This window comes from Litoreibacter arenae DSM 19593 (assembly GCF_000442275.2).
GTDB lineage: Bacteria > Pseudomonadota > Alphaproteobacteria > Rhodobacterales > Rhodobacteraceae > Litoreibacter > Litoreibacter arenae.
This window is the reverse complement of record NZ_KE557314.1, coordinates 1042466-1054792: the sequence shown is the minus strand read 5'-3', so window position 1 is coordinate 1054792 and position 12327 is coordinate 1042466. Positions and strand designations below refer to the sequence as shown.

At 62.0% G+C, this 12327-nt stretch carries 10 protein-coding genes; 1 reads left to right on the top strand and 9 read right to left on the bottom strand.

The features are described 5' to 3' along the window. The first annotated feature begins 2 nt into the window (after nucleotides 1–2). Nucleotides 3–644 (top strand): ChrR family anti-sigma-E factor, encoded by a 642-nt coding sequence (locus tag THALAR_RS17475; protein WP_021102934.1) that lies wholly within the window; start codon nucleotides 3–5, stop codon nucleotides 642–644. Here THALAR_RS17475 and THALAR_RS17470 read toward each other — a convergent pair. The 9 genes from THALAR_RS17470 to THALAR_RS17430 all read right to left on the bottom strand — a co-directional run bounded on the left by THALAR_RS17470 (nucleotide 641) and on the right by THALAR_RS17430 (nucleotide 12278). Further along, complete coding sequence (locus THALAR_RS17470) at nucleotides 641–1864, bottom strand: DNA recombination protein RmuC (protein ID WP_021102933.1); 1224 nt, start codon at nucleotides 1862–1864, stop codon at nucleotides 641–643. The genes THALAR_RS17475 and THALAR_RS17470 overlap by 4 nt on opposite strands. Continuing rightward, entirely contained in the window at nucleotides 1861–3702 is a 1842-nt protein-coding gene (mutL, locus tag THALAR_RS17465; RefSeq protein ID WP_021102932.1) for a DNA mismatch repair endonuclease MutL, read from the bottom strand. Before mutL ends, THALAR_RS17470 begins: the two co-directional genes overlap by 4 nt. Before the next feature lie 47 nt (nucleotides 3703–3749). Further along, a complete protein-coding gene (locus THALAR_RS17460; protein ID WP_021102931.1) occupies nucleotides 3750–5057 on the bottom strand; it encodes a M16 family metallopeptidase in 1308 nt (435 codons plus the stop codon). After that, nucleotides 5054–6397, bottom strand: coding sequence for a M16 family metallopeptidase (locus tag THALAR_RS17455; RefSeq protein ID WP_021102930.1), 1344 nt, complete (start codon nucleotides 6395–6397; stop codon nucleotides 5054–5056). Before THALAR_RS17455 ends, THALAR_RS17460 begins: the two co-directional genes overlap by 4 nt. A gap of 88 nt (nucleotides 6398–6485) precedes the next feature. Then, nucleotides 6486–7004 carry a DUF3035 domain-containing protein gene (locus THALAR_RS17450; protein ID WP_051153804.1) on the bottom strand — a complete coding sequence of 173 codons (519 nt, stop codon included), beginning with the start codon at nucleotides 7002–7004 and terminating at the stop codon, nucleotides 6486–6488. Between the two features lie 69 nt (nucleotides 7005–7073). Beyond that, nucleotides 7074–7553: a signal peptidase II gene (gene lspA / locus THALAR_RS17445; protein WP_021102928.1), complete on the bottom strand. Its 480-nt coding sequence runs from the start codon at nucleotides 7551–7553 to the stop codon at nucleotides 7074–7076. A gap of 1 nt (nucleotide 7554) precedes the next feature. Beyond that, complete coding sequence (purH, locus tag THALAR_RS17440; protein ID WP_021102927.1) at nucleotides 7555–9141, bottom strand: bifunctional phosphoribosylaminoimidazolecarboxamide formyltransferase/IMP cyclohydrolase; 1587 nt, start codon at nucleotides 9139–9141, stop codon at nucleotides 7555–7557. Nucleotides 9142–9167: 26 nt separating this feature from the next. After that, nucleotides 9168–10916, bottom strand: a complete 1749-nt coding sequence (locus tag THALAR_RS17435; RefSeq protein WP_021102926.1) for a heparinase II/III family protein — start codon at nucleotides 10914–10916, stop codon at nucleotides 9168–9170. Nucleotides 10917–10982: 66 nt separating this feature from the next. Further along, nucleotides 10983–12278: an RsmB/NOP family class I SAM-dependent RNA methyltransferase gene (locus THALAR_RS17430; RefSeq protein WP_021102925.1), complete on the bottom strand. Its 1296-nt coding sequence runs from the start codon at nucleotides 12276–12278 to the stop codon at nucleotides 10983–10985. Nucleotides 12279–12327: the final 49 nt, after the last annotated feature.

Genomic DNA, 12327 nt, shown 5'->3' with positions numbered 1-12327 from the left:
ACATGAGCAAGATCAAACATCATCTGAACGACGCTTTGCTGATGAGCTACGCCGCAGGGAACCTGCCCGAAGCCTTTAGTTTGGTAGTCGCCACTCATATCAGCATGTGCGACGACTGCCGCGCCCGCCTTGGGGCGTTCGAGGCGGTCGGTGGCGCGATGTTGGACGACGTAGCCGTCGCCTCGGAAGTTGATCTGGATGCAACGCTGGCCTTGATCGAGCAAGGACCGAAAGCTCCCATCCGCGTTGACATGAGTAAGCTGGGTCTATTTCCCTCAGCGCTTCAAGACTATGTCGGCGGCGATCTGGACGCTGTCAAATGGCGTGCCGTTGGGATGGGCGTTCGCCAAGCCATCCTGCCCACGTCGAAAGACGCAAGCGTCCGCCTGCTGCATATTCCTGCGGGTTGTGCAGTGCCGGACCACGGCCATCGCGGGACTGAGCTGACATTGGTTCTGCAAGGTGCGTTCAAGGACGAATTCGACCGCTTCGGCCCCGGCGATCTGGAGATTGCCACCGAGGAGGACGTGCACACGCCCGTGGCCGAAGAGGGCGTCGATTGCATCTGCCTTGCGGCCACCGACGCGCCGCTCAAGTTCCGGGGCCTCGTACAGCGCATCGCGCAGCCGTTCCTTCGGATCTAGTCCTGAGGCTTGCCCAGCGGCACCACATTGGTCTCTTCCGGCGCCAGTTCCTCGAAATCGAAATTGTCCAGCCGGTCCGCGCGCTTGCCCGCGCGGGTCGCGGCAGTCAAAACCCCCGCCACATCATCGCCCGCCTGACGCAAATGCGTCTCCAGTTTACCGGCTTTCTCACCGATGATCTCCACGTCACGGTGAAGCTGGCGCAGGGCTTTGCGAATTTCGCCCGTCTGCTCCCGCATCCGCGAGTCCTTCAGGATCGAGCGCATCGTGTTCAGCGTCGCCATGCATGTCGTGGGTGAGACGATCCAAACCCGCGCCGCGAACCCTTCGCGCACGATATGGGGCAGGCGGGAGTGAAGTTCCGCATAGACCGCCTCGGACGGCAGGAACATCAGCGCGCCATCGGCAGTTTCGCCTTCGATCAGGTAGCTTTCGGAGATCTTCTTGATATGGACCCGCACAGCCTGCCCCAAAGCCGTCAGCGCCCGCGCCTGCGCATCTTTGGTATCCGCCGCGACTAGCGCCTCGTAGGCCTCCAACGGAAACTTAGCGTCGATCACTATGGGCCCCGGCGGGTTCGGTAGCTTGATCAGGCAGTCCGCCCGCTTGCCGTTCGAAAGGGTGCATTGAAACGAGTAGCTGTCAGCGGGCAGCGCTTTGGACACAATGTCGTTGAGCTGGATTTCCCCGAACGCCCCGCGCGTCTGCTTGTTGCTCAAAATATCCTGCAAGGACAGCACGTCCCCTGACAGCTTTTCGATGTTGGTTTGGGCCTTGTCGATAGTCGCTAGCCGTTCCTGCAATTGGGTCAGAGATTTGGTCGTTTTCTCGGACGAGCCATGCAGCGTGTCGTTCATCCGCTCCTGCAAATCCGAGAGGGACCGCGCGGACTTCATCGCGTTTTCGTGCAACCGTTCCGCCATTTTCTGCTGCACTTCGGCCAGACGGACTTCCATGGTCTGGATCGTCATGCTCTGACTTTTCGACAAGCTCTCCAGCCCGCCAGACAACTGCGCCTGCCCCGTGCCAAGGCTCTGCACAGTCTGGTTCAACTGCCCCATCTGCATCATCATCGGCTGCGCCATTTGCGCCGCCCGTCCGGCAGAGCGCACGGCCACGATCAACAGTACGACCACCAAAAGCAGCACCGCCACGCCTAAGAGGCCCGCAATCACCAGCGGGTCGTCCCACTGCAAAACCGTATCGCCAAACTGGATCATGTGCGTCCGAACAACCGTTCAATATCGGCCAGCTTCAGCTCCACATAAGTGGGGCGGCCGTGGTTACATTGGCCCGAATGAGGCGTCGCCTCCATCTCGCGCAGCAGGGCGTTCATCTCGTCCGCCCGCATCCAGCGGCCTGAACGGATCGAGCCGTGGCAGGCCACACGGCTCAGCACCGCTTCGATCTTGTCGGCCACCAGTTGCGTGTCGCCAAGGTCGTCCAGCTCGTCGAGAATATCGCGCACCATCGCTTCGGCGTTGACCTCGCCCAAAATCGCAGGGGTCTCGCGCACGGCGATAGCGCCAGCACCGAACGGCTCTAGCGTGAGGCCCAGCTTCGACAGCGCATCAGCATAGGTAAGCAAGGTCGCCGCATCCGCGTCGGACATTTCCACAATCTCGGGGATCAGCAAAGCCTGCGCGGCAACACCGTTCGCAGCCATTTGGTTCTTTAGTTTCTCGTAAACCAACCGCTCATGAGCGGCGTGCTGGTCGACGATCACCATGCCGTCCTTGGTCTGCGCGATGATGTAGTTCTCATGCACCTGACCCCGCGCCGCGCCTAATGGCTGGTCCGCAGGTTCGGCGGTCGCAGGCTCCACCACGTCAACGCGGCTGTAAACAGCCTGCGTTTCTGCGAAACCGGGCGCTTGGGCCTCATAGGAAGCACGCATTGCGCCAAGCGACGGGCGGTCCATTTGGTAGACGGGTCGGTCCACACGCTCCGGCTGGAACGCGCCCAGTGTCGCACCCGCCACGGTGGTCGAGGCGCGGTGCCCCGCATCCGCCAGCGCGTGTTTCAGCGCCGAGACGATCAACCCCCGCGCCAGCCCTGGATCACGAAACCGCACTTCGGCCTTAGCGGGGTGGACGTTGACGTCGACCTTGGTCGGCTCAAGTTCCAGAAACAGCGCCACAACCGGGTGGCGGTCGCGACTCAGGAAGTCCGAATAGGCACCGCGCAGTGCACCGACCAGCAATTTGTCCCGCACAGGACGTCCGTTCACGAACAGGAACTGCGAAATACTGTTGCCGCGTGAATAGGTAGGCAAGGCCGCGTAGCCTGTCAGGGTAATGCCCTCCCGCTCCGCATCAATCGCCAACGCGTTATCGGCAAACTCCGGCCCGAGGATCGAGCGCAGCCGCCTGCCAAGCGCGTCGAACATATCGCCCGACTGCGGGTCGGCACGGAACGTCACGCGCCCCGTATCGTCACGCGACAGGTCGCGGATGGTGAAGCCGACGTAAGGCTCCGCCATGGCCAGCTTTTTGACCACATCGGCTATCGCGCCCATCTCGGCGCGGTCGGTGCGCAGGAATTTCAACCGTGCAGGTGTGGCGTAAAACAGGTTGCGCAGTTCGACCACCGTGCCCTTGGACAGTGCCGCCGGAGCGACCTTCCCCATCGCGCCGCCATCCACGGTGATCTGCGCCGCGTCCTCGCCCGCCACACGGGAGGTGATCGTCATCCGCCCGACCGCCGCCATCGACGGCAGCGCCTCGCCACGGAAGCCGAAGGTATGAATGATCAGCAGGTCGGAGCCGTCAATCTTCGACGTGGCGTGCCGCGATAACGCCAGCGGCAAGTCCTGCGCCGGAATGCCATGGCCGTCATCGGTAACGCGGATCAGGGTCTTGCCCCCGTCCTTGACGCATAGCTCAATGCGGGTCGCGCCTGCATCCAGCGCGTTCTCGATCAACTCCTTAACCGCCGAAGCAGGCCGCTCGACCACTTCGCCCGCCGCGATACGGTTAACGGCGACCTCATCCAATTGCTTGATCTGAGGCCGTTTTGCGGGCTGGCTATCGCCTATATTGGGTGTCGGGGCGTTCATACCCCAATTTGTAGCATACCAAGCTGCGATTCGGCCATGCGGCTTTGTTAGTTCGAGGCATCCAATCCCGTTGGCTGGCCAACCACCACAAAATGCAGGTTCTCGGGCTTCAGCAACCGCTTTGCAACGCTTTTGATGTCATCCTGCGTGACCGCCTCGACTTGGTCGTTGCGGCTGTCGATGTAGCCGATTGGAAGGTCGTCAAACTGCATCGCGGCAAGTATGTTGGCAATCCGCGCGTTGCCGTCGAACCGCAGCGGATAAGCCCCGGTCAGGTAGGTCTTTGCCCTCTCCAACTCTTCCGCAGTCACGCCCTCATCGGCCATTTTCGCCCATTCGCCACGAATGACCGAGATCGCCTCGGCCACGCTGTCGTTTGAGGACGACACCTGCCCCATCACCAGATTCACATGCTCCCGCAGCACCAGATACGAATAGACCCCATATGTCAGCCCGCGTTTCTCGCGCACTTCGTCCATGAGCCGAGAGCCGAAGCCACCGGACCCCAGAACCTGATTCATCACATAGGCCGCAAAGAAATCCGGGTCGTCGCGCTCGATTCCCTCATGTCCGAAAATCGCCACGGATTGGGGGGTGTCATACGGCACGATGGTCTCGCCACCGTCCAGCAGGAAAGGCGCAGGACCGGGCAAGTCAGGCCCCGTTTCGGGCAGATTTCCGAGCAGTTCGTCCAGTATGACGCCCAGCTCCTCAGCGGTAATGTCACCCACTGCACCCACGAAAACCCTGTCGCGGGTCAACAAGTCTTGGTGCGACTGGATCAAATCCTCGCGGGTCAGGGCGGTCACAGACTCGGCAGTGCCTTCCAGCTTCGTCGCGTAAGGGTGGTCGCCATAGGCCAGCGCGGCAAAGGTTTTGCTGGCAATGTCGTTCGGGTCCTCCTCCTCGGAGGCAATAATCGACAACACCTGCCCCCGCACGCGGTCAACGGCGGGCTGGTCAAAGCGCGGCTCGTTGATCGCCTTGCGCAGCAGATCAACGGACGCATCGCGGTTTTCGGTCAAGAACTGCGCCGACACCGAAAAGCTGTCGGACGAGGCGTCGAACCCGTATTTCAACGCCAGCGCCTCGGCCGCGGAGGCGAACTCGGTCGAATCCAGCTCGCCCGCACCTTCATCCAAGAGACCTGACATCAGATGCGCCGCGCCACGCTTATCCTCGCGGTCCAGCGACGCCCCGCCTTTGAAGCGGATTTCAAGTGCGGTGAACGGGATCGAATGCTCCTCGACCAGCCACGCCTTGATGCCTCCCGGTGACGTCACTTCCTTGATGTCGATCGCCGCAGCAGGCAGGGCGATCAGCGCGAAACAAGTCGTCAATACAACGCGGATCATTGGGACACCTCCTGCTCAAGCGGCTTGCGGAACCAGCCGGTCACCGCTTTTTCGCGGCCCAATACCATACGAGCGGCGTTCATGATGTCGTCCTCGGTCACGGCGTCCAGAATGGCGGGCCAGTCCTGTACGTCTTGTACGGTCAACCCCGAGGTCAGCGCCGCGCCATATTCGCGGCCCAGCGAGGCCACGTCATCCTGAGCATAGATCAACGAGGCACGAATTTGCGACTTCACCCGTTCCAGATGCGCCCCGTCGATACCGTCCTGCATGAACTGGGCGACCACGGCGTCCATCTCGTCCTCCGCTTCTTGCAGGCTCAGGCCCGGCGCGGGGACCATGAACATGCCGAAGGTCGTGTCGTCATAGTTGACGCCCGAATAGAACGCGGAGGTGTAGACCGCCTTGTTGCTGTCCACCTGAAGCGCGCGGCCCAGCACGGAGGTGCGACCTGACCCGCCCAAAAGTTCCGCCAGAATGGTCAACGCGGCGGCAGTTTCCTGATCGCCCGCGTCGCGTTCCGGCGCGGTGTAGCTGCGTATGACATAGGGTTGCGCGACCTGCGGGTCTTCAAAAATTATACGACGCTCTGCCAGTTGTGGCGGCTCTGCGGGGCGCTCGCGTTCGGGCAAATCCACCGTCGGTTCCAGCGGACCGTAATAGGTCTCGGCCAAAGCCTTCACCTCGTCGGGGTCCACATCGCCCGCAACGATCAGAACGGCGGCGTTGGGCGCGTAATATTTTTCATAGAACGCCAACGCATCTTCACGGCTGAGTTGCTCCATCTCGTGTCGCCAGCCGATGACCGGAATACCGTAGGGATGGTTCAAATACTGCGCCGCGTTGCGCTGCTCGGAAAACAACGCTCCGGGGTCGCTGTCGGTCCGCTGCGCGCGCTCTTCCAGGATGACCTTGCGCTCCGTCACGATGTCTTCTTCGGTCAACTGGATGTTGCGCATCCGGTCGGCCTCCATCTTCATCATCAACTCCAGCCGGTCGGCTGCGATGCGTTGGTGGTAGGCTGTATAGTCATACGACGTGAACGCGTTGTCGGAACCGCCATTGGCCTCCACCACGGCGGAGAACTCGCCCGCCTCCATCTCCTCGGTAGCTTTGAACAGCAGATGCTCTAGGAAATGCGCGACGCCCGAGACGCCCGGCGCTTCGTCTGCGGCCCCTGCCTTGTACCACAGCATATGCACGACGACCGGTGCGCGGTGGTCTTCCAGAACGACAGCTTCCAAGCCGTTGTCCAAGGTGAACGTGGTGATCTTCTCAGCCGCGAGCGCGGGAAACACTATAAAGGCCGGGGCAAGCAGGCAAGCAATCAGACGGCGCATAAAGCATCCCTTCAAAAGCACAATTCTGTAAAGACATGACATGACTGGCGCAGAATTCAACCGCAGCCACGCGCTTGTGACCGGTCGGCTACTCGTAGCCTTCTGGCGGTGCGGAGTTGGTGCGCACACCAAGGCGACGCAGACGCTCAAGCTCGGCGTATTGGTCCAGCGACTGCTTGCGGTACGCCTTGAAGTAGACGTTCACGTTGAACAGGCGCTCCAGAAGCCGTCCATCATTCTTGCGGCGGAACTCCAGATCCTCAGTTGCCAGCGCCGTCCGGATATTCGGTGTCACACCAAAGCGCGACGCATGGTTGACCAGCGCACCATCGCTGATACCCGCGTTGGGGTTGCCGCCAAGTGCCACGACAGCATCTTGCAGCGGCGTCACGTCCGTGCGGTTGCTGCCGCCCTTGGTGGGCGCGGGCAAGGCGTTGTAATTGTCGGGCAGGGTCAGGGGCTTGTTGGGCAGCACCGCGAATTCATCCGGCCCGCCTTCCTGATTGGATTTCACGTTCAGCAACTGGGGCTGTTTGTTGCGGTCACACGCCGACAGCGCCAGTGCGGCGCCGACCATCCCGACAAGGATCATCGCTTTGCGTTGCATGAAAGACCACTCCTGCTCTTCTTTTGAGGGTGTTTTAACCCAATCCGGCGCGGGCGTCACGAGGCTTCTTTACCCCCCCTTCTGCTCACCCTTCGTGTCATCGAAAGCAACCAGCGCGAAAGCCCCTGCGAAGATGCCGATATCGGCGATATTGAACGTATACGGGTTGTCGATGCCACAACACGACATGTTGAGAAAATCCGCCACTGCGCCGTAAATCACCCGGTCCAGCGCATTCGCCAGCGCGCCGCCGATGATTGCGCCGGCCCCCATCTGCGTGATTGTGCGGCCAAGATTGCGATTGCCCCACCACAAAAGGAACCCCGACACCCCAACCGCCAGCACGATGAGCACGTAGCGCATGATTTCGGGGCTGTCGGAGAACAGGCCGAAATTGATGCCGGTATTCCACCCCATGCGGAAATTCAAAAGCGGGGGCAGCACGTCTACCGACAGCCGCTCAAGCAGGTTCATCTTGTGAACCACGGCCCATTTGGACAGCTGGTCGATCCCGAAGACGGCCAGCGCGGAGAGAAGAATGACCCGCATATCAGTGCCGGAAATGACGCATGCCGGTGAAAACCATGGCCAGCCCCAACTCGTCGGCGGCGGCGATCACTTCATCGTCTCGCATGGAGCCGCCGGGCTGGATCAGCGCGGTCGCACCGGCCTCGGCGGCGGTCTGTAGCCCATCTGCAAATGGAAAGAACGCGTCCGATGCCACGGCGGAGCCAATCGTGCGCGGCTGCGGCAAGCCCAAAAGCTCGGCCACGTCCTGCGCCTTACGTGCCGCGATGCGGGAGCTGTCGACGCGGCTCATCTGGCCCGCGCCGATGCCGACGGTCGCGCCGTCTTTAACGTAAACAATCGCGTTCGACTTTACGTGCTTAGCCACCCGCCACGCAAACAGCATGTCGGAAAGCTCCTGTTCGGTCGGTGCGCGTTTGGTCACGACCTTCAGATCGCCCGCCATGATGCGGCCGTTGTCCTTGTCCTGCACCAGCAACCCGCCCGAGACCTGCCGGACCGTCAGCGCGGCGGCGACCGGATCAGGCAGGCCGTCCGTGGTCAGCAGACGCAGGTTTTTCTTCTTGGCGAAAATCGCGCGCGCGTCGTTATCTGCGCCGGGCGCGATCACCACCTCTGTAAAGATGCCGCTGATGGCTTCGGCGGTTTCACCGTCCAAAGGCTGGTTCACCGCAATAATTCCGCCAAACGCGCTGGTCTGGTCACATTCAAACGCCTTCTGGTAGGCCTCAGCCACGGATGCGCCACGCGCCACGCCACACGGGTTGGCGTGCTTGATGATAGCCACGGCAGGGCCGTCCTTGGGGTCGAACTCCGCCACCAACTCGAACGCGGCGTCGGTGTCGTTGATGTTGTTATAGGACAACTCCTTGCCCTGATGTTGCTGCGCTGTCGCCACGCCGGGGCGGGCAGAGCCGTCGGTGTAAAACGCCGCCTGCTGATGCGGGTTTTCGCCATAACGCAAAGTTTGCGCCAAACTGCCCGCAAAGGACTTGCGGCGTGGCGTTTCACCCAAAGCGCCTGCCATCCAGCCGGACACCGCCGTGTCGTAGGCCGCCGTGCGCGAATACGCGGTCAACGCCAGACGCTGGCGGAATGCGTAGGAGGTCGCGCCGTCGTTGTCTGCCATCTCGCCCAGCACGGCCTCGTAGTCCTGCACATCCGTCACCACGTTCACAAACTTGTGGTTCTTCGCGGCAGAGCGCAGCATCGCGGGCCCGCCGATGTCGATATTCTCGATGCAGGTCGCGTAATCGGCACCCTTGGCCACCGTTTCCTCGAACGGATAGAGGTTCACCACCAACAGTTCGATCGCGCCGATACCATGCTCTTTCATTGCGCCTACATGCCCCTCATCGTCGCGCAGTGCCAAAAGACCGCCATGCACAATCGGGTGCAGCGTTTTCACGCGCCCGTCCATCATCTCGGGGAAGCCCGTGACTTCGGAAACATCTTTCACGTCCAACCCTGCATCACGGATCGCGGCAGCGGTACCACCAGTGGACAACAACTCGACCCCATGCCCTACCAAGGCGCGGGCGAAGTCGATCAGGCCGGTTTTGTCGGAGACGGAAAGCAGTGCGCGGCGCACGGGAACGAGATCGGTCATAGGGGTCCTTAAAGCTCAAGCAGCAATCAATTCAGTGCCAGCTCAAGGCCCTCGTCGACGTCGCGCAGATACGACGGAGTGTCCTGCGCTTTTGCCAAAGACCAACTGACCTGGCTCGCATACTCCATCACGCGGGAGGATAAAACGATCTGTTTGGACGCACGCGGCTTTAATCGTCCTTTTTCCAGATAAACGCTCGGTTCAATCGTCATTTTCGCCGAATGGGACGGCATGAACACCCAAACCTCACCGCTTTTCAGCGCCAATGATACCGCCGTGCCGCCCATATCAAGCGAGGCATCCACTTCAGGATGCAAATGGAAGCGGACCGAATACGGAACACCCTGTAGCGAGATTTTGTCCATATGCGCCTCGAACCGGACGCGGTCGGGGTCGGACAAGGCCGCCAGCGTGTCCTCGCCGGTAACCCGCCGCCCGTCGAGACTGATTTCCATCTTGCGCACATGGGTCAGGCCGTATTCGCCGCAATAGCTGTCATGGCTCGCGACCAGCTCTGTCGCGTCTTCGGTGGCCTTCCGGTGCTCCGTCACCTTTTTGGGGCCGGAGGTCAGGAATTCGCCTTGCGGATGCGCCGTCAGCTTGGCCGAGGACACGCCGTCGATACACAAGGTCGAATGCGACGGCGTCGCCCGCCCTGCCCTGCGCCACTCCGCACCGAACGGTGCGCCGGACCCGCAATTGACGATCAACGCACGGCGACCGGAGGTCAACTCGAACGCAAGCGTGCTGGCATGGGCTGCGCGCGATGCGTTTAGGGCGGGCGGAGCGCTAACGTCCGCAATCACTGTGGTCCTGCCGCCCGTCAGGCGCGCATAGCCCATTGCCAGCCCCTCCAGATGCGACGCCTTCACACCGGACGCTGCCAAGGCGTGGTCCAGCCGTCCCTCCAACCCGCGCCCGCCGCCGTGGAACCGCGCAAGGCCGCCATCGGCGTGACGCAACGCGCGCAGGGTCGGCGCGATGCGCTGGATTGCGTCAAGATGGGCTGGCAAGGGCGTGCGGCCCGCCTCGGACAGCGCAGCCGCCGCCCACGTGAGCAGGGTAAAAACCTCCAGCAATTCCTCGGGGTTGCGCGTCGGAATACCCCCGTCCGCGTCGATCTGATCCGCGCATTCGCGCGCCAGCGCATTGGTGGACGGCGTCGCATACCGTTCCATTCCGCCAAGACTGAGCGACGCATATAGCAGCCCGGTCAGCGCCTCGAACCGTGGCAAACCACGCGACGCCACGGACCAGCGGCGGCCCAGATAGGCCGTCTGATGCGCGAGTGACTTGTAATACAGATCGTTCGTCTCAGGTGTCTGACCATTCATCAGGAACAGCGCGTGGTTGATCCAGCGGATCAACCTGCGGCCGGTCAGATCAGGCGACCAGCCAAGCCCGCGTCCACGCCCGTAGAGAGCGATCCACTCGTGGACCCATTGCTGCGCCATCAGGCGCGAGGCGCGGTCCCCGACCGATGCCAGATCGTCGAGCCATGTGAACCCGTGCAACTCTGCCTCATACATCGCATCGGGCGGAGTGATCGCCCAGAGGGACCGCCCTTCAGCCTGCACCAGATGCCCGCCGAACTGGAAGTTGCCTGCCGCAAGCTGCTTGCCCTTGGCGTAGGAGCCGATGGTGCGCGGTTCAGGCTGCGAGACAAACCCGGTCGCCTGCGCGCGCATGGTGCTCAACCGTGCGTGCAGCTTGTCCATAAACGTAAGATTACGCTCCAACCCTGCGGGTGGCGCGGCTTTCGCCTCAATGCCCATATCACCGACTTTTCGTCTGCTTCTTTTGTCCGCAATTCTACGCAGACGAGGCAAACCTGTCACCGATTATTCGGGCTTGCGCAGCGCAATCATGAAAAAACCGTCCATTCCGCCACGGTCGGGCCAGTAGCTTGGCGACAGGCGCAGCCCACCTACGCGGCTGCGCCACTCGGGCTCCACACCTTTCAGATCGGTCTCGATTTCGGTCAACCCGTGCCGTTCCATCGCCGTTTTCGCCTGACGCTCCCCCTCGTCGAACAGCAGCGAGCATGTGCAGAACACCAGCCGCCCACCCGGCTTCAACAGGCTCACGGCGGTGTCGATCATGTCCGCTTGCAGGGCGAACAACTCGTTCAGTTGTTTGCCATCTTTCACGTAGGGCAGATCAGGGTGCCGCCGGATCGTGCCGGTGGCCGAACATGGCGCGTCCAGCAGGATTGCGTCGTAGAGCACATCGTCCGGCGCGTTCAGCGCGTCCTCCACAATCAGCTTGGCGGTCAGGCCGGTACGTTGCAGGTTCTCCTCGACCCACATCATCCGCTCTGGCGAAATGTCCAGCGCGGTCACCTCCGCGCCGCTTGCCGCCAGTTGCATCGTCTTGCCGCCCGGGGCGGCGCACATGTCCAGCACCACCTCGCCCTTCTGGGCGTTCAACATGCGGGCGGCGATGGCGGCGGCGGCGTCCTGTATCCACCAGGCGCCTTCCTCGAACCCCGGCAGGTCGGTCACCTGAACAGAACCGTTTATCCGCAACGATCCCGTCGGCAGCACCTCCGCGCCCAATTGTTCGGCCCAGTATTCGGCTTTGGTCTCGTCGCGTAGCGTGATGTCCAAGGGCGCGCCCGCCAGATGCGCGGCCTCGATGGTTTCCACCGTCGCCTCGTCAAACAAATGCACCACGCGCGGGCGCAGCCATTTGGGCATCCGCGAGGGCGGAATATCCGGCCACATCTGCGGCCCCTCGGTCGCCACCTTGCGCAGCACCGCATTCGCCAACCCCGCCATGCGGGGCGAGCGACCGGAGCGTTTCATCAGGTTCACCGCACTGTCCACGACACCGTGGGGTGCTTCTCCCTCGACGCACAATTCCACCACCGCCAAACGCAGGATGTTCAAAGCCACATCCGGTGGCATCTTCTCGACGAATTGAGAGATTACCACATCGGCCCGCCCCACCTCCCGCAAGGTCGTCGTCGCCAGACGCTGCGCCCGCGCGCGGTCGGCAGGCTCCAGCCGGTCGAGAACGCCACTGCCCAGCAGAACGGAAAGCTGTTCCTTTTCCTCCAGCACACCCCGCAGCAGTTGAACCGCTGCACGGCGGGCATGAAGGCCGGACGGGGATGAGGTGTCGTGTCGCGCCATACTTGTCTCCTTGCCAATGGGCCGTATATCAAGAGCAGGACCGGAACAA

Coding starts and splice junctions, on each gene's coding strand:
- THALAR_RS17460 (WP_021102931.1), bottom strand. CDS start 5,057: ATGATCCGCGTTGTATTGACGACTTGTTTCGCGCTGATCGCCCTGCCT.
- THALAR_RS17435 (WP_021102926.1), bottom strand. CDS start 10,916: ATGGGCATTGAGGCGAAAGCCGCGCCACCCGCAGGGTTGGAGCGTAAT.
- THALAR_RS17470 (WP_021102933.1), bottom strand. CDS start 1,864: ATGATCCAGTTTGGCGATACGGTTTTGCAGTGGGACGACCCGCTGGTG.
- THALAR_RS17475 (WP_021102934.1), top strand. CDS start 3: ATGAGCAAGATCAAACATCATCTGAACGACGCTTTGCTGATGAGCTAC.
- purH (WP_021102927.1), bottom strand. CDS start 9,141: ATGACCGATCTCGTTCCCGTGCGCCGCGCACTGCTTTCCGTCTCCGAC.
- THALAR_RS17455 (WP_021102930.1), bottom strand. CDS start 6,397: ATGCGCCGTCTGATTGCTTGCCTGCTTGCCCCGGCCTTTATAGTGTTT.
- THALAR_RS17430 (WP_021102925.1), bottom strand. CDS start 12,278: ATGGCGCGACACGACACCTCATCCCCGTCCGGCCTTCATGCCCGCCGT.
- lspA (WP_021102928.1), bottom strand. CDS start 7,553: ATGCGGGTCATTCTTCTCTCCGCGCTGGCCGTCTTCGGGATCGACCAG.
- THALAR_RS17450 (WP_051153804.1), bottom strand. CDS start 7,004: ATGCAACGCAAAGCGATGATCCTTGTCGGGATGGTCGGCGCCGCACTG.
- mutL (WP_021102932.1), bottom strand. CDS start 3,702: ATGAACGCCCCGACACCCAATATAGGCGATAGCCAGCCCGCAAAACGG.